At 72.5% G+C, this 17,252-nt stretch carries 13 protein-coding genes; 8 read left to right on the top strand and 5 right to left on the bottom strand.

The window, feature by feature from the left end; genetic code table 11:
- Positions 1 to 15: 15 nt before the first annotated feature.
- The 3 genes from AC27IY_RS45470 to AC27IY_RS45480 are packed head-to-tail and all read left to right on the top strand — an operon-like array spanning position 16 to position 4,725.
- The gene (locus AC27IY_RS45470; protein ID WP_487181775.1) at positions 16 to 1,194 is read left to right on the top strand and encodes an MFS transporter; all 1,179 of its coding nucleotides are present in this window, start codon (positions 16 to 18) and stop codon (positions 1,192 to 1,194) included.
- Between the two features lie 55 nt (positions 1,195 to 1,249).
- Complete coding sequence (locus AC27IY_RS45475; protein WP_487181776.1) at positions 1,250 to 2,953, top strand: ABC transporter transmembrane domain-containing protein; 1,704 nt, start codon at positions 1,250 to 1,252, stop codon at positions 2,951 to 2,953.
- Between the two features lie 2 nt (positions 2,954 to 2,955).
- Positions 2,956 to 4,725: an ABC transporter ATP-binding protein gene (locus AC27IY_RS45480; RefSeq protein ID WP_364454729.1), complete on the top strand. Its 1,770-nt coding sequence runs from the start codon at positions 2,956 to 2,958 to the stop codon at positions 4,723 to 4,725.
- Here AC27IY_RS45480 and AC27IY_RS45485 read toward each other — a convergent pair.
- Positions 4,715 to 6,790, bottom strand: a complete 2,076-nt coding sequence (locus AC27IY_RS45485) for a S9 family peptidase (RefSeq protein WP_487181777.1) — start codon at positions 6,788 to 6,790, stop codon at positions 4,715 to 4,717. The two genes, AC27IY_RS45480 and AC27IY_RS45485, sit on opposite strands and share 11 nt — an antisense overlap.
- Before the next feature lie 44 nt (positions 6,791 to 6,834).
- On the opposite strand from AC27IY_RS45485, the gene mshB reads away from it, so the two are divergent.
- The 5 genes from mshB to AC27IY_RS45510 are packed head-to-tail and all read left to right on the top strand — an operon-like array spanning position 6,835 to position 9,760.
- On the top strand, positions 6,835 to 7,740 hold the full coding sequence (gene mshB / locus AC27IY_RS45490) for an N-acetyl-1-D-myo-inositol-2-amino-2-deoxy-alpha-D-glucopyranoside deacetylase (RefSeq protein WP_371252146.1): 906 nt from the start codon (positions 6,835 to 6,837) through the stop codon (positions 7,738 to 7,740).
- Between the two features lie 11 nt (positions 7,741 to 7,751).
- Positions 7,752 to 8,168, top strand: a complete 417-nt coding sequence (locus tag AC27IY_RS45495; protein ID WP_371252147.1) for a DUF6113 family protein — start codon at positions 7,752 to 7,754, stop codon at positions 8,166 to 8,168.
- A gap of 17 nt (positions 8,169 to 8,185) precedes the next feature.
- Positions 8,186 to 8,680, top strand: a complete 495-nt coding sequence (locus AC27IY_RS45500) for a flavin reductase family protein (protein WP_487181778.1) — start codon at positions 8,186 to 8,188, stop codon at positions 8,678 to 8,680.
- 40 nt (positions 8,681 to 8,720) lie between these two features.
- Positions 8,721 to 9,284, top strand: a complete 564-nt coding sequence (locus AC27IY_RS45505) for a dihydrofolate reductase family protein (RefSeq protein WP_487181779.1) — start codon at positions 8,721 to 8,723, stop codon at positions 9,282 to 9,284.
- 59 nt (positions 9,285 to 9,343) lie between these two features.
- The gene (locus tag AC27IY_RS45510; RefSeq protein ID WP_487181780.1) at positions 9,344 to 9,760 is read left to right on the top strand and encodes a hypothetical protein; all 417 of its coding nucleotides are present in this window, start codon (positions 9,344 to 9,346) and stop codon (positions 9,758 to 9,760) included.
- A 10-nt stretch (positions 9,761 to 9,770) separates the two neighbouring features.
- Here AC27IY_RS45510 and AC27IY_RS45515 read toward each other — a convergent pair whose 3' ends face one another.
- From AC27IY_RS45515 to AC27IY_RS45530, 4 genes are all read right to left on the bottom strand, one after another.
- Positions 9,771 to 12,230 carry a penicillin acylase family protein gene (locus AC27IY_RS45515; RefSeq protein ID WP_487181781.1) on the bottom strand — a complete coding sequence of 820 codons (2,460 nt, stop codon included), beginning with the start codon at positions 12,228 to 12,230 and terminating at the stop codon, positions 9,771 to 9,773.
- 170 nt (positions 12,231 to 12,400) lie between these two features.
- Positions 12,401 to 13,519 carry a cysteine--tRNA ligase gene (locus tag AC27IY_RS45520; protein ID WP_487181782.1) on the bottom strand — a complete coding sequence of 373 codons (1,119 nt, stop codon included), beginning with the start codon at positions 13,517 to 13,519 and terminating at the stop codon, positions 12,401 to 12,403.
- A gap of 21 nt (positions 13,520 to 13,540) precedes the next feature.
- Positions 13,541 to 15,385, bottom strand: coding sequence for a sigma factor-like helix-turn-helix DNA-binding protein (locus tag AC27IY_RS45525; RefSeq protein WP_423452518.1), 1,845 nt, complete (start codon positions 15,383 to 15,385; stop codon positions 13,541 to 13,543).
- 47 nt (positions 15,386 to 15,432) lie between these two features.
- Complete coding sequence (locus AC27IY_RS45530; protein ID WP_487181783.1) at positions 15,433 to 17,250, bottom strand: UvrD-helicase domain-containing protein; 1,818 nt, start codon at positions 17,248 to 17,250, stop codon at positions 15,433 to 15,435.
- Positions 17,251 to 17,252: the final 2 nt, after the last annotated feature.

Consider the following 17,252-nt stretch of genomic DNA (forward strand, 5'->3'; position numbering starts at 1 on the left):
TGTTACACAGGGTGTATGTCTGAGCTTCGTAAAGGTTTGCGCGCGGGTCAGGCCCGCAACCTGGTCCTCGCCACCTTCGCCTTCGCCGTCACCTTCTGGGCCTGGAACCTCATCGGCCCGCTCGCCGCCACCTACAACCGGCGACTCGGGCTCACCCCCACGCAGACCTCGCTGCTCGTCGCGATCCCCGTCGTGGTCGGCGCGCTGGGGCGGATCCCGGTCGGGGTGCTGGCCGACCGGTTCGGCGGGCGGCGCATGTTCGCTGCCGTCTGCTTCGTCTCGATCGTCCCCGTCCTGTGCGTCGGCTGGTCCGGCTCGTACGGCTGGCTGCTCTTCTGGGGCTTCCTCCTCGGCATCCCCGGGACGTCGTTCGCCATCGGCATCCCCTTCGTCAACGCCTGGTACGAGCCCGCCCGCCGCGGCTTCGCCACCGGCGTCTTCGGGGCCGGCATGGGCGGGACCGCGCTGTCGGCCTTCTTCACCCCGCGCCTGACGGAGGCGTTCGGGCGGCCGGGCACGCACGTGCTGATGGCGGCCGTGCTGGCGCTGACCGGGGTGCTCATGCTGGGCGCGAGCCGTGACTCGCCGCTCTGGTCCCCGGCGACCGCGCCCGCGCTGCCGCGCATCCGCGACGCGCTGAAGGTCAGGGCCACCTGGCAGTGCTCCTTCCTGTACGCGGTGGCGTTCGGCGGGTTCGTGGCCTTCTCGACGTACCTGCCGGCCCTGCTGGAGAACGCCTACCGCTTCGCCCAGACCGAGGCGGGGATGCGCGCCGCCGGCTTCTCGATCGCGGCCGTGCTGTCCCGTCCGCTGGGCGGCACGCTGTCCGACCGGCTGGGGGCCGTCCGGGTGCTGATCGTCGCGTTCGGCGGAGTGGTGGTCATGGCGGTCGTCCTCATGTTCCGTCCGCCCGTGGAGGTGCCCGCCGGGGCGAGCTTCGTCCTCATGGCCTTCTTCCTCGGGCTGGGGACGGGCGGCGTGTTCGCGCTGGTCGCCAAGCTGGTCGAGGCGTCCAAGGTGGGGACGGTCACCGGCCTGGTGGGCGCGGCCGGCGGTCTCGGCGGCTACTTCCCGCCTCTCGTCATGGGCGCGGTCTACTCGGCGACCGGCACGTACACGATCGGATATGTCCTGCTGGCCCTCACCGCGGCGGCCGCCCTGCTGTACACGTGGCGGGCGTTCCGCCAGGCGTGAACGCCCATGAAAATGGTTTGCCGTGCGGCCTGACCCTTGTCAAGGTGGTCAGGCTATGCGCTCCCTTCCTGACGCCGATCCCGGCGTGCCCGACCTCCGCAGCCCGCTCCGTTACCTGTGGTGGAACGCCCGGCGGCAGGCCACGGCCCTGCTCGTCGGCATCGGCTACGCCACCCTCTGGTGGCTGGTGCAGGCGCTCATGCCGGCCGTGCTCGGGAAGGGCATCGAAGCGGTCACCGCCAAGGACACCGGCGCGCTGCTCACCTGGTCGGCCATCCTGTTCGGGCTGGGGCTGGTGCAGGCGTTCAGCGGCATCATGCGCCACCGGATGGCCGTCTACAACTGGCTGGCCGCCGCCTACCGCACCGTGCAGCTGACCGCGCGCCACGCCGCCAGGCTGGGCGCGACGCTGCCGAAGCGGCTCTCCACCGGAGAGGTCGTCAGCGTCGGCAACTCCGACATCGCGCACATCGGCAGCTCCATGGACATCCTGCTGCGCGGCACCGGCTCCATCGTGGCGATCGTCACCGTGACCGTGATCCTCATCTCGACCTCGCTGCCGCTCGGGCTGCTCGTGCTGTTCGGCGTCCCGCTCATGGCCGTCGCCGTCGGGCCGCTGCTCAAACCCCTGCACCGGCGGCAGGCCAGGCAGCGTGAGCTGACCGGCGACCTGTCCACCAGGGCCGCCGACATCGTCGCGGGGCTGCGGGTGCTGCGCGGGATCGGCGGCGAGCAGGTGTTCGCCAGGCGCTACCGCGAGGAGTCGCAGCGGGTGCGGCACGCCGGCGTGGGGGTCGCGCACGTCGAGTCGGTGCTGGAAGGCGCGCAGATCCTGCTGCCCGGCCTGCTCATCGCGATCGTCACCGGCGTCGGCGCCTCCTTCGCGGTCGCCGGCCAGATCCCGACCGGCCAGCTCGTCGCGTTCTACCTGTACGCGGTGTTCCTCATCGGCCCCATGCGCACGCTGACCGAGGCCGCCGACAAGCTCACCAAAGGGCACGTGGCGGCCGGCCGGGTGATCCGGATCCTGTCCATCGAGCCCGAGATCAACGGCGGCAAGGGCGGCAGCGGGGGCGGGGTGCTGCGCGACTCCTACAGCGGCGTGACCGTCCAGCCCGGCGTCCTGACGGCCGTGGCCGCGAGCTCCCCCGAGGACGCCGTCGCCATCGCCGACCGCCTCGGCCGCTACGCCGACGGCGACGTCACGTTCGGCTCGGCCGATCTCCGCGTGCTGCCTCTGGACGAGGTCCGCCGCCGGATCCTGGTCGCCGACAACAGCGCCCGCCTCTTCACCGGCCGGCTGCGGGACGAGCTGGACGTACGCCCCCGCGACACGGACGCCGCCGGCGACGAGGGGCGGCTGAAGGAGGCGCTGCACGTCGCCTGCGCCGAGGACATCGTCGAGGCGTTGCCCGACGGGCTCGACACCTGGGTGGCCGAGGCCGGCCGGGAGTTCTCCGGCGGGCAGCAGCAGCGGCTGCGGCTCGCCCGCGCGCTGCTGGCCGACCCCGAGGTGCTGATCCTGGTGGAGCCGACCAGCGCGGTCGACGCCCACAGCGAGGCGCGCATCGCCCAGCGGCTGGCGGAGAGCCGGGTCGGGCGGACGACGCTGGTCTGCACGACCAGCCCGCTCGTGCTCGACCGCACCGATCACGTGGTCTACGTCGAGGACGGGCGGGTGCTGGCGGAGGGGACGCATCGGCAGCTGCTCGACACCTCGCCTGCTTACGCGACGACCGTCACCCGCGGGGAGGGCTGACCATGGCCAAGGAGATCCTGCCGATCGCCGACAGGAAGCAGGTGCGGGCCTACGCCCGGCGGCTGACGCTCAAATATCCGCGGCAGCTCCTCACGGCGCTGGCGCTGCACGCGCTGGCCGCCGTGTCGGGGCTCGTGGTCCCCTGGCAGCTCGGCGGGCTGGTGGACGACATCGAGCGGGGCGTCGCGGTGAACGTCGCCGTGGTGGCGGTCGCCATCGGCGCCTTCCTGCTGGTGCAGGGGCTGCTCATGCGCTACGCCGTGCTGGCCTCGGCCAGGCTGGGCGAGAAGGTGCTGGCCGAGCTGCGCGAGGAGTTCGTGGACCGGGTGCTCGCGCTGCCGCTGTCGACCGTCGAGCGGGCCGGGTCCGGCGACCTGATCACCCGCACGTCGCGGGACGTCGACTCGTTGTCGCGCACGGTGCGGCACGCGGTGCCGGAGACGCTGATCGCGGGGGTCACGTTCCTCATCACCATGGGCGCGCTGGTGCTGGTCAGCCCGCTGCTCATGCTGCCGATGCTGCTCGCCGGGCCGGTCATCTACGTCGCCACCCGCTGGTATCTCCAGCGGGCCAGGGACGGCTACCTGCGCGAGAACGCCGCCTACGCGGACATGACGGAAGGGCTCGCCGAGACCGTCGAGGGGGCCAGGGCCGTCGAGGCGCTGAGGCTGCAGGAGCGCCGCCGGGCCCGCACCGACGACGACATCGCCCGCTCCTACGCCGCCGAGCGCTACACCCTCGGGCTGCGGGTCGTCTGGTATCCCGCGGTCGAGCTCGGCTACGTCATCCCCGTGGTGAGCGCGCTGCTGGTCGGCGGGCTCTTCTACACCGAGGGCTGGGTGACGCTCGCCCAGGTCACCGCCGCCGCGCTCTACGCGCAGCAGCTCATCGACCCGCTCGACCGGTTCCTGATGTGGATCGACGAGCTGCAGGTGGGCGGCGCCGCCATGGCCCGGCTGCTCGGCGTGGCGAACGTCCCCGACGACCGGGAGCCCGCCGCCGAGCGCCCGGCGAGCGAGCTGCTGGAGGCCCGCGACGTCCGCTACGCCTACCGCGAGGGCCACGACGTGCTGCACGGCGTGTCCCTGACCGTGCGGCCCGGTGAGCGGCTGGCGATGGTGGGGCCGTCAGGGGCGGGCAAATCCACGCTGGGACGGCTGCTCGCGGGCATCCACGGGCCGCGCGCCGGGTCGGTGACGGTGGGCGGGGTGCCGCTCGTGGACCTGCCGCTGGACGAGCTGCGCGGGCACGTGGCCCTGGTCACCCAGGAGCACCACGTGTTCAAGGGCACCGTGCGCGACAACCTGCTCATCGCCCGGCCTGACGCGGGTGACGAGGCCGTGCGCGAGGCGCTGGCGGCCGTGGACGCGCTGGACTGGGTGCTCGGCCTGCCGGACGGGCTGGAGACCCAGGTGGGGTCCGGCGGGCAGGCCGTCTCGGCGGCCCAGGCCCAGCAGCTCGCCCTGGCCCGGCTGGTGCTGGCCGACCCGCACACCCTGGTGCTGGACGAGGCCACCTCCCTCATCGACCCACGGGCCGCCAGGCACCTGGAACGGTCTCTGGCGGCCGTGCTGGACGGGCGCACGGTCATCGCGATCGCGCACCGGCTGCACACCGCGCACGACGCGGACCGGGTGGCCGTGGTGGAGGACGGGCGGATCACCGAGCTGGGGTCGCACGACGAGCTGGTGGCCGAGGGAGGGTCCTATGCCGCGCTCTGGGCGAGCTGGCACGGCACCCCTGTCCCCCGGCCCGAGGAGGTCAGGAGGTGATGCCCAGCGACTTCTTCAGGAAGTCGACCTGGAGCAGCAGCAGGTTCTCCGCCACCACCTCCTGCGGCGTCATGTGCGTGACCCCCGACAGCGGCAGCACCGTGTGCGGGCGACCGGCGGCCAGCAGCGCCGACGACAGGCGCAGCGTGTGGGCCGCCACCACGTTGTCGTCCGCGAGCCCATGAATGATCATGAGCGGGCGCTCCAGCTTGGCGGCGTCCGCGAGGAGTGAGGAGTTCTCGTACACCTCGGGCTGCTCGTCGGGGTGGCCCAGGTAGCGCTCGGTGTAGCACGTGTCGTACAGCCGCCAGTCGATCACCGGCGCCCCGGCCACGGCCGCGTGGAAGACGTCCGGCCGCCGCAGCACCGCCAGCGCCGCCAGGTAGCCGCCGAACGACCAGCCGCGGATCGCCACCCGCGACAGGTCGAGGTCGTCGCCGTACTGCTCGGCCACGCCCTGCAGGGCGTCGACCTGGTCCTCCAGCGCCGGGGTCGCGAGGTCGTTGAGCACCGCCCGCTCGAACGCCGTGCCCCGCCCCGGCGTGCCGCGGCCGTCGGCCACGACCACGGCGAAGCCCTGCTCGGCGAACCACTGGCTCTCCAGGAACGCGCCCCGCCGGTTGAGCACCCGCTGCGCGTGCGGCCCGCCGTACGGGTCCATGAGCACGGGCAGCTTGCCCGAGCCCTGCTCGTACCACGAGGGCAGCACCACGGCGGTGGCCAGCTCGCGCCGCCCCGAACGCCCGATGGACACCCGCAGGTCGAGGCCGGGCCGCTCGGCGAACGACGGGATCGGCACCGCCATGCCGTCGCGCCGCACGACCGTCACCGACACGCCCTCGGTGTCGAGGCTCTGCTCGGCGAGCACGCCGACCCCGCCGGCCATCCGCCCCGAGAACACCCCGGACCTGGTCGAGACCGGCAGCAGCGAGTGACCGTCCCAGGTCCAGAGCTGGATCTCGGTCGGGTCGCCGCTCGCGCTGAACAGCACGCTGTCGTGGTCGACGTCGAGCACCGCCCTGACCTGGAGCGTCGGCGGCGTCACCACGCGGTCGCCGACGTGCAGGCGGTGGCCGCCCTCGCCGCCCGCCACCCAGACGAGGGAGCCGTCGTCGAGGTGCGCGGGCACGCCGGTGACGATGTCGACCCAGGCCGGGTCGGTGTCCTCGCGCACGAGCGTGGTGGCCCCGGTGGCCGGGTCGACCGTGAACAGCCGCATGGTCCTCTGGTCGCGGGTCAGGGTCACGATGGACAACGCGTGGGCGTCCCAGGCGGCCGTGGTGAGGTATTCCTCGTCGTACGGCACCGCGACCCGCGACCCGTCGAGCCCGAGCACGAAGAGCTCGGTGCGGGCGTTGGGCGTGCCGGCGGCCGGATAGCGGTGGGCCACCGGGGTGCGCTCGGGGTTGGCCGGGTCGGCGATGTGCCAGATCCGCACCGGCGCCTCGTCGGCCCGCTCGACCAGCAGCGCGTCGCTCGACGGCGCCCACCAGTAGCCGCGCATCCGGTCCATCTCCTCGGCGGCGATGAACTCGGCCAGCCCGTACGTCACCGTCTCCGTCTCCGGCGTGGCGAGCGCGCGGTCCTCGCCCGTGACGAGGTCCTGGACGCGGAGGGCGCCGCCCGTGACGTAGGCGACGTGCCGCCCGTCGGGCGACAGCCGGGGGTCGATGACCGCGCCGGGCGTCTCCAGCCGGCGGGTCTCGCCGGAGGCCAGCTCGACGACGTAGAGGCCGCCGGACAGCGCGAAGGAGGCCCGTGCCACCATCGAGTCGGTGGCGTAGGCCACGATGCCGCCCGCCGCCTCCCGGCTGCGCTCGCGCCTCGCCCGCTCCTCCGGCGGGAGGTTCTCCTCCTCGTCGCCGTGGAGCAGCCGCGGATCGACGACCAGCCGCTCGACGTGGGTGGCGGTGTTGAGCTCCCACAGGCAGGTCACGGCGTCGGTGCCGGTGCGGGTGCGCAGGAAGACCACCCGGCCGCCGTCGGGGGAGATGGTGAAGCCCCTGGGCACCCCGAGGGTGAACCGGCGGGTCCTGGCAGACAGACGCGGGAAGCTCTCACTCATGGGGCCAATCCTGCCAGGAATGCGCCCTTGTTACGCTCGTGGCCATGACGGATCGACGCCTGCTGCTCGTGCACGCCCACCCGGACGACGAGTCGATCGGCACCGGCGCCACCATGGCCAAATACGCGGCAGAAGGCGCCCACGTCACGCTGGTCACCTGCACGCTGGGCGAGGAGGGCGAGGTCATCCCCGCCGAGCTCGCGCACCTGGCCGCCGACGGGGAGGACCGGCTGGGGCCTTACCGGGTCGGCGAGCTCGCCGCGGCCTGCGCGGCGCTCGGCGTCGAGGACCACCGCTTCCTCGGCGGGCCGGGGCGCTGGCGCGACTCGGGCATGATGGGCGCGGCCACCAACGACCACCCGAGGGCGTTCTGGCGCGCCGACCTCGACGAGGCGGCGGGCGAGCTGGTCGAGGTCATCCGCGAGGTACGCCCCCAGGTCCTGGTCACCTACGACGCCAACGGCTTCTACGGCCATCCCGACCACATCCAGGCCCACCGGGTGGCGCGCAGGGCGTTCGAGCTGGCGGCGAAGCCGGACTTCGGCGACGGCGAGCCCTGGCAGATCGCGAAGTTCTACCACACCGCCCTGCCCAGGTCCGTGATGCGGCGCACGGCGGAGGCGCTGCGCGAGGCCGGCACCGGCTTCCTGCTGGAGGACGTGGACGACATGCCCTTCGGCAACCGCGACGACGACGTCACGACCGAGATCGACGCCCGGCCGTGGCTCGGCCACAAGGTCGCGGCGATGCGGGCGCACGTCACCCAGATCACCGTCCGCGAGCCGTGGTTCGCGCTGTCGAACAACATCGGCCAGGAGGTGCTGGGCGTCGAGCACTTCGTGCTGGCGTCCGGCGTGCCCGGCCGGCCGGTGCCGGGGCCGCCGGTCGAGGCGGGCGGGCTCGGCGAGCCGCACAACCGCGAGAACGATCTCTTCGCGGGCATCCACTAACCTCAGTCGGCATGGAACATCGCAGCCAGGCCGAGTCGGCCCTGGGTGGAGCGGCGTACGGCATGCTGTTCGTGCTGGGGGTCGTCATGGGGGTCGTGGGCGGCTTCACGCATCCCCTGTGGCCGGTCGGTCCGCTGCCGGGGGCGGCCGTGGTGTGGGTGCTGATGTTGTTCCTGGTGTGCCTGGGGGCGGGCAGGCTGCTGCGGGCGCGGCTGGGCGCGGCAGTGGCCGGGGCCGGGTGGCTGCTGGTGACGATGCCGTTCACGGTGCAGCTGGCGTCGGGCGATCTGGTCATCGCCAGCGGATTGCCGGGATATGTCTATTTGTACGGGGGTCTGGTGGCTCTTGTGGCGGCTTATCTGCTTTCGCCATCGTCTAGCAGGGGATCGTGGCTTTTGAGAGGGTACCCACCGAAGAGCCCAAGTTGAGGGCATAAAGTATCTGGGTGCATTCGACAGAGCGGCACGTGGACCCGGATACCTACCGTAAGGTCGTCGGCCGCTTCGCCACCGGGGTCGCGATCGTGACGACCAGGGTGGGCGACCTCGATCACGCCATGACCGTCAACTCGTTCACGTCCGTCTCGCTCGATCCGCTCCTCGTGCTGTTCTGCGCCGAGAAGGTGGCCAGGTTCCACGACGCGGTGCTGGAGGCGGGGGTGTGGGGGGTGTCGGTGCTGCCCGCCGTCATGGAGGACACCTCGCGCTTCTTCGCCCACCGCGGCCGCCCGCTGGACGGGCAGCTGGCGCGGTGGCCGCATCGCCGGGGGGACACCGGGGTGGCGCTGTTCGACGGGGCCATCGCCACGCTGGAGGTCGCCACGAACGCGGTGCACGACGCCGGCGACCACTCGATCGTGGTGGGCGAGGTGACGTCCCTGGGGATGCCGTCGGACGGGCCGCCGCTGCTGTACCACGAGGGCCGCTACAAGAATCTCTAGCGCACCGATGACTTCCCGGCCGCGCCGGGGTCTCAAGCGCATGCGGAAACTCATCGCGACCGTGTTCAACTACTCCCTCGACGGCCTGCTCGCCGACGAGGGCACCGACTTCTGGAAGTTCTGCTTCGGCCTGCCGGAGAACGACCGGCCCGACGACCCGGCCTACCTCGACTTCCTCCGGAGCGCCCACGCGCACGTCATGGGCCGCGCCGCCTACGAGTCCATCTCCAAGGGCATGACGACCGCCACCGACCACCCGATCGCCGGCATCCTGAACCCGGGACGCAAGGTCGTCTTCTCCCGGACGCTGAAGACGGCCGACTGGGCCAACACCACCATCGCCGCCGGTGACACGAAGGAAGAGGTCGACAAGCTCAGGCTGGGCGGCGACGGCCACGTCCTGGTCTGGGGCGGCGTCGGCCTCTGGCGCTCGCTCATGCGGCTCGACCTGCTCGACGAGCTCCGGGTGAGCATGTTCCCCTACATCGCGGGGGAGGGCACCCGGCTGTTCGACGGCGTCCCCAGCTCCTACCGCCTCGACCTGGTCTCCAGCGCCACCTCCGACAACGGGATCCTGGAGCTGAGGTACCGGCGGCACCGCTGAGTCAGCCCGTCCTTGACCACCGCCGTGAACGCGGCATCATCGGCGGTGGGAGGGGTCTCATGGAAAGGCGCTATCGAGTCCGGCGGGCGGCCAACTACGTCAACCTCGCCACGCCGTTCGGACTGCTGATCTCGGTCGTCGGCGGGGCCACCCGCCGGCCCGGCCCCGACGGGCTCATCCTCGCCTTCGGCTACCGCTACCGCTTCCCGATCGCGGGCGCGTTCACGGTCGGGAACGTGGTCCTGACCAGGCGTAACTCCCTCGACGAGCGGCTCATCCTGCACGAAGGGCGGCACGCCACGCAGTGGGCCTGGTGCGTCGGGCTGCCCATGCTGCCGCTCTACCTGCTCGCCATGCTGGCCTCGGTGGTGGTGTGCGGGCACCAGGCGGCGTACAACGTGTTCGAGCGGCTGGCCGACCTGGAGGACGGCGGATATCCGCGGGTGCCGCCGCGCTGGCGGCGGCACCCGGGGTGACCCCGTCAGGTCAGGGGCTCAGCTTCAGCGTGTGCGCGGCCGCCTTGCGCACGGCGTCGGGGCTGGAGCGCATCGGCAGCAGCCCGCCCCTGGCCCAAATCTCGGCCTGGTCCCAGTAGTTCTCGTGGAAGGCGTGCCCCGACGCGCCCGTCAGGTTGATCCACTGGGACTTGTCCAGGTCGGACAGGTCCACCACCATCCGCATCGACGGCACCGCGGTCACCGCGTAGCCCTTCTGGGCGTTCCATCCGGTCGCGTTCACCGCGTCCTTGCCGCCCGGCACCGCGATCGGCCCGCGGTTGAACAACGCCTCCACGGGCGCGATGCCGGACGTGCCGAGGGAGCCGTTGACCAGGTCGAGCTGATGGAGATCGCCCCACCGCCAGTCGGAGACCTTCTCGCCGAACCGGTCGGCCAGCTCCTGGTACGCCGACGCCATCGCCTGCCGCAGCACGTCGTCCCGCCGCTCGGTGACGTTCTTGGTGGTGACGTCGTCCCAGAAGGGGTCGTCGGGGGTGTCGAGCAGCCGCCTGACGACCTCGTACCAGCGGTCGCCGCCCGCGGGCCGGGCCTGCTCGGGCAGCTCGTCGTGGAAGGTCAGGGCGAGCACCTGCCGCCACACGGCGTTGAAGTACGCGGCCGGCGCCGAGTCGAGCCCCTGTGAGCCGTCCCACGACGTCAGCAGCTCCCTGGCCTGCTTCGCGGGGCCGGCCAGGTCCACCTTCTCCAGCGCGGGCACCAGGGTCGCGGCGAAGGCGTTGCGGGTGTCGGCCTGGATGGCGGACATGGTGGCCGCGTCCACCTTGCCCTTGCCGACGGCCTCCTCGACGAGGGTGCGGATGCGTTCGGAGCGGTAGCCGTAGGCCCAGTCCTGGGTCAGCAGCGGCTTGTAGCGCGAGGGGTCGATGACCGCGTTGTTGGCGGTCACCACGAAGCCCTCGGCGGGGTCCTCGACGGACGGGAGCTGTTCGAAGGGGATCGGGCCTGGCTGCCAGTCGTAGTCGCCGGTCCAGCCGGGCACCGGCCACCTGCCGTCGCCCTTCGCGCGTACGGGGATGCGGCCGGGCGCCTGGTAGCCGATCTTGCCGGAGGTGTCGGCGTACACGAGGTTCTGGGCGGGCACCTCGAACAGCGCGGCCGCCGAGCGGAACTGCGCCCAGTCGCCCGCCTTGTTCAGCGCGAAGATGGCGCTGGCGGTGTGGCCGGGCGTCAGCGCCGTCCACTGGAGCGCGACCGCGTTCGCCTCCCCGGAGGGCTGGGCGTCGGGCATGACCTCGTTGATCAGCGGGCCGTGCACGGTGCTGCGCACGGTGATCGTGACGGTGGAGCCGCCGGCGACCTTGATCTGCTCCTTGCGGCTCTCCAGTTTGCGCCGCTCGCCCCGGTACAGGTACGTGTCGCCGTCCACCTTCTCCAGGAACAGGTCGGCGACGTCGGGCCCCAGATTCGTGAAGCCCCACGCGATCTTGGCGTTGTGCCCGATGATCACGCCGGGCACGCCGGAGAAGGTGAAGCCGGTCACGTCGTACGGGCACTCCGGGCCCACCTGCCGGCAGTGCAGCCCCGCCTGGTACCAGACGGACGGGAGCTGCGGCGACAGGTGCGGGTCGTTGGCGAGCAGCGGCTTGCCGCTCTTGGTGTGCGCGCCGGAGACCACCCACGAGTTGGAGCCGATGCCCTCGCGGTCGGCGGTGCCCATGGTGCTCGGCACGGCGTCGAGGGTCCGGGCCGCCGACTGGAAGACGGCGCCGGTGCCGAGGCGCAGGCGCGGCTCGGCCTCCTGGTCGAAGCGCTCGCGGTCGATGCCGCCCGTGGTGACGATGGGGGAGTGGCGCTCGAACGGGTAGCCGGGGTAGAGCTGCTCGACGCGGTCGCGGGGCAGCTTCGCGGCGATCAGCGCCCGGTCGATCTCGTCCTCCATGTTGGAGCGCAGGTCCCAGGCCATGGCCTTGAGCCAGGCGAGGGAGTCGGCGGGGCCCCACGGCTCGGGGTGGTAGTCGCCGTTCTGAATCTTCAGGATGGAGTATTCGAGGCTGCGGTCGGAGGCGTTGGGGTTCGCGCTGAGCCAGGCGTTGACGCCCTTGGCGTACGCGTCCAGATACTCGCGGGTGTCCTCGGACAGCAGGGGCAGCTCCTGCTCGGCGACGCGGCGCCAGCCCATGGTCCGCAGGGCCTTGTCGGTGTCCAGGGTGGACTTGCCGTAGAGCTCCGAGAGGCGTCCGGCGGTCATGTGACGGCGGAAGTCCATCTCGTAGAAGCGGTCCTGGGCGTGGACGTAGCCCTGCGCCATGAAGAGGTCGCCCGGACTGGAGGCGTAAATGTGCGGGATTCCTGATTTATCGCGATAAATCTCCACGCTCCCGGACAGTCCCGAGAGCCGCACCGACCCGTCCACCTGCGGGAACGACTGCCGCACGATGAGGACGAGCACACCGGCCAGCACCAGCGCCAGCACGAGAAGAACGGTCACCACCCGAGCGAACCACCGCAACGGCCGCGGCAACCACGCATAGGGCCTCACCGACCGACACCTCCAACTTCCCTGGAACTGGCACTAAGTCTGGCAGCCCTTGATCACTACTCCGGACGTGTTCGTCCGTCTTCGTTCACCTTCGCAGCGGATTGGCAGGGTATGCCGGTTCACATCCAGGTCTGACCCGAGGGCAGCGTCGGCGCCTTGCCGATGTCGATCGGCAGGTCGAGCCCGAGCACCTGGTCGACGTGCAGGAACGCCTCCAGCTTCGCCCCGGGAGCCACCGACTCGTCGCGTTCGAGCTCGCGCAGCACGCGCAGCGCCGCCGGGGTGTCGAGGTCGTCGCCGAGCGCCGACTCCACCCGCTCCACGTGCCCGGCCGCCATCGGCGCGCTGGGCGACTCGGCCCACTCGGCGACCCGCGAACGCCAGCGCCGCAGCGTGCCGTTGGCGGCCCGCAGGGTGTCCCAGGTGAGGTCGAGCGGCCGGCGGTAGTGGTGCTCCAGGAACGCCATCCGCACCGCCAGCGGGTCGAGCCCGGCCGCCGTCACGTCGGAAAGCAGCACGACGTTCCCGGCGGACCCGGCCATCTCGCGCCCGTCGAACAGCAGGCGCTCGCCGTGCACCCAGTGCCGCACGACCTCGTGCCCGGTCACCGCGTCGGACTGCGCCCGCTCGTCCTCGTGGTGGGGGAAACGCCGGTCGATGCCGCCGAGGTGCAGGTCGACGGCCGGGCCGAGGAAACGCAGCGACATGGCCGAGCACGCGACGTGCGGGCCGGGGAACCCGCGCCCCCAGGGCGAGTCCCAGGCCGCCTCGCCGTCTCCGGGCTCCCACAGGGCCCAGTCGGCGGGCCGTGGCTCCTCCAGCTGGGAGAGCTCGCCGTAGCCGGGGAACGTGCGTACGTCGAAGAAGACCGAGCCGTCCGGCGCCGCGTAGGCGTGGCCGCGCTCGACCAGCCTGGCGATCAGCTCGACGATGGGCTCGACGTTCTCGCTCGCCCGCGGCTCGTGCTCGGGCGGCCGGATGTTGAGCGCGGTGGCGTCCGCGCGGAAGGCGTCCGCGTAGTCGGTGGGATGGCCGAGGTCGGTGATGTCCTGGCAGGCCAGCACACGCGCCCGCCGCCGCTCCAGGACCCGCCTCACCAGGTCGGACAGCACGTACGTGCGCAGATCACCGACATGAGCCCGCCGGTGGACGGCAGGCCCGCAGGTGTAGATCCGCACCAGCCTGCCGAACTGGACCGGGACGACCTGACCGGCGCGCGTGTCGTGGATCCGCAGCATTCTCCCGAGCCTAGCCGGGCGTCATCCGCCCAGGAAAGCGAGGATGTCCCGGTCGCCGCGCTCGCGCAGCCGCCCGAGGATCTCCTCGCGCGTCGCGGTGTCGGGCAGCCCGATCCTGGCCCCGATGAGCCGCAGGCCCTCCATCTCCGAGCTGACCGGAGCGGTGTAGCCGAGCAGGTAGAGGGCCCGGTTGACGGGCGGCATCCCGACCGGAGCGGCCGGCAGGTAGCGGGTCAGCAGCTCGCCGCCGTCGGAGACGGTCAGGAAGACGTGGTCGCCCTCGCTCGCTTTGTACTCCGACAGCACGTTGCGGATCGACCCCATGGTGGGCTGGTTGTGCCAGCTGATCACCACGTCGCCGGACGTCGCCGAGGCCGTGAGCTGCCCGCCGGGCGCCATCCCCAGGTAGGCCGCGAACCCCGTCGGCAGCGGCGAGCCCGACCCGCGCAGGTGCTCGGCGTTGACGTCCACCCGGTGCCACCAGCGCCCGTCCCGGGAGCGGAAGCTCCGCCGGGTCAGCGAGACGTCCTTGCGCGGCTGGTACGGCTCGGCCTCCCCGCTCGGCGAGGTGCCCGCCACCCTGATCCAGCCCCGCTGCGTCCGCTCGAACCCGGGACCGCCGGAGTAGGCGCGCACCGAGCTCTCGCTGACGTCGTAGCGGGAGGTCAGGTTCGTCACGATCGTGGAGACCGACGCCTCGCCGCCGGCCCGCTCGATCTCGCGGGCGATCATCTCCCTGATGCCGAGGTACTCGTCGCCGCCCCAGCGGGTCAGGCCGTACTTGTTGCGGTCGACCCGCAGGAAGCGGTCGTCGGCGGTGAGCTGGTTGCGGATGCCGACCAGGCTGTAGTCCTCGCCGATGCGCTCCTGGATCTCCTCAGGCGACAGCGGCGCGCCGGACACGGCGAGCACCGCCTCGGCCTTCTCGTTGATGCTGCGCGGCCACGGCACCACGTGCTGTCCGAGCACGCGCAGGTGCGGCACGTCCAGGATCCACCGCTCGGCGACGTCCTCGCGCACGCCGAGCCCGGAGACCAGGCCCACGGCCTCGCCGATCGGGCGCGGGCCGTCGGCGAAGAGCTGGCGGGTCTTCTCGCGCAGTTCGTCGGCGCCGCCCGCGACCAGCCAGCCGTCGGACTGCTCGTAGCCGGTCAGCAGCGTACGCACGAAACGCCAGGCCGGGATGCCCAGGGAGCGCAGCTCGGTGCGGTGCCAGGGCACGGTGGCCTGGAGGTCGTCGGCGGGGGCCGCGGAGCCGAGCCGGCCGCGCAGCCACGTCACGTGGGCCACGAGCGGCGCGGCGTCCTGGCCGCCCAGCCAGCTCTCGACGTGGTCGCGCAGGTCGCGCTCGATCTGCCTGATGCGCTCGCGCGTCACCGAGAACCGCTGCGCCAGCTCGTCCAGCGTGGCGCGCTGCGCGGCGTACAGGCGGTCGCGGGCGATGGCGCGCTGCCGGTCGTCCAGCGCGGCGAACAGCTCGTCGATCACCTCGGGCAGCGGCCGGTCCGGACGGACGGGGGCCGGGGCCGGCTCGGGGACGGGTTCGAGCAGCCGCTCGAACACGCCGGCGAACAGCTTCTGCGCCACGTCCTTGCCCAGCGTCTCCGGCGTCCGCTCGGCCTCGGCGGGGTCGGAGAAGCGCAGCAGCGGCAGGATGTCGCCCAGCTGCAGGTGCCCCCAGAAGGCCACGGCGAGGTCGGCCAGGCGGCCGGCCACGGTCTGCGTGCCGACGACGGCGCAAGCACGGTCGAGGGGGAGCGCCTGCCACCAGGCCTCGGGCAGCTGTGGCTCCTCCAGGACAGGCGCGACCTGCCCAGGGGAGGTCCAGCGCACGGGTGGCGCGAGGTCGCTCAGGCTGAGGTTCATTGAGGTCCAACCGGCAATGGGAAGTATCCGCAGTTCAGACTATGTGATCAGAGTGGTAAAAAGGGGCTGCCTCTTCCGTAATGGGAGATATAGAGCATCGCACGGGCCCGGGTGCAGGCGACGAACAGTATGCTCCGTTCGCGCTGCAGAAACCTCGCCCGCGCGCCGGGATCCTCGGGCGGCGGCTCGGGCACCACGCCCTCCGCCACGCCGACGAGCGCCACCCGCTCGAACTCCAGCCCCTTCAGGTTCCTGAAGGTCGCGGCCCGCACGTCCAGGCCCTCCAGCGCCTTCCTGGCCTGCCGCACCAGCGTCGTCGTACGCGCCCCGACCGCGATCTCGCCCGGCGGCACCCCCTCGGCCAGCCACGACTCGACCGTGGCGCGCAGGCCGGCCAGCTCCGCCTCGGCCGACTCGTACGCCCGCACGCGCGGCCGTTCGCCGTTGTGCGTGGCGCGGTAGCCGTACATGTCGGTCGCGCCCCTCGCCAGCCCCGTCGCGAGGCCGCCGCCGCGCAGCCGCACCACGAACGACAACAGCTCCTGCGGCAGCCGGAAGCTGGTCCTCAGCGTGTGCTGCTCGGCCGGGATGCCCACCGCGCCGAGCGACACCCGCGTGTCGGTGACCCGCTGGTGCGGATCGCCCACGACGAACAGGTCGTCGGGCGCGTGCGGCGCGACGGCCCGCAGCAGCCGCCACTGCGCCGGGCTCACGTCCTGCGCCTCGTCCACCACCACGTGCCGGTACGGCTTGCGCCCCGGCTCCACGTCGTCCAGCAGGTCGCCGGTGGACAGCGACATCAGCCGCAGCGCCTCGTCGGTGAGCTGGGCGAGGGTCCGCGCCCCCGGCCCCACCAGCGCCGGGCGGCGGCCCTCCGCGTCGGCCACGATGCGCAGCGCCAGCCGCTCCGGGTTGTCCACCTCGATCCGTTTGCGTACCAGCTCGTCCTCGACGAGCGTGTCGAGGCGCGCGGACAGCTCCTCGGCCAGCCCCTGCGAGAACGTGACCAGCAGGACGGGACCGCTGCCGTGCGCGGCGAGATAGGCGGCGCGGTGCAGGGCCACCACGGTCTTGCCGGTGCCCGCGCCGCCGACGACCAGCACCGGATGGTCGTAGCGGGGCGCCTTGGCCAGCCGGTGCTGCGCCGGATGCAGGAACGTGCACCACTCCGGCGCGCCCAGCACCCGCTCCAGCGCCACCTTGTCCGCCGCGAACGCGGCCTGGTCGGGGGTGCGGAGCAGGGCCGCGTAGAGGTCGTCGGGATCGACCGGCTCCAGGTCGTCGGCGGCCCGCCAGGAGTCCAGCTCGCGCCACGCCTCCGCCAGCGAGCCGCCCCTGGCCAGCACCGCGAGCGGCAGGTGCTGGGTGGGCGGGAGCAGCGGTTCGAGCGCGGCCACGTCGGCCTCGGTCGTGATCAGGCGGAACAGCGGCAGCGCGTGCACGTCCAGGCCGAGCGAGAGCAGGTCGCCGTCGCACACCGGCGCGAACAGCCCGGACGAGCGCGCCGAGCGGCGTAAGGCGGGCTCGACGCGTTCCAGGGCCTCGGCGTCCCACTCCTCGACCACCCCGAGCACGGGGTTGACGCTGTAGCGGTGGCGGCGGGCGTACGACCAGGCCGCGGCGTCCGGCAGCACCGTACGCAGCCAGTAGACGTCCCGGCGGCGCACCACCACCCCCCGGTGCCCGTCGGCCAGCCGGAGCGTGGCGACCCGCGGGTCCCTGGCGCCCCGCACCCGTTCGGGGTGCGGGGCGCCGGCCACGTTGAGCAGAAAGCGGCGCAGCGCGACCACGGCGTCCCTGCGCACCGGCTGGGCCAGTGCGCTGAGCTCCCTGGGAAACTCAGGGCCGATCGCGAGCCGCGGCACGG

The sequence above is a fragment of the Nonomuraea sp. B208 genome, from assembly GCF_057536035.1.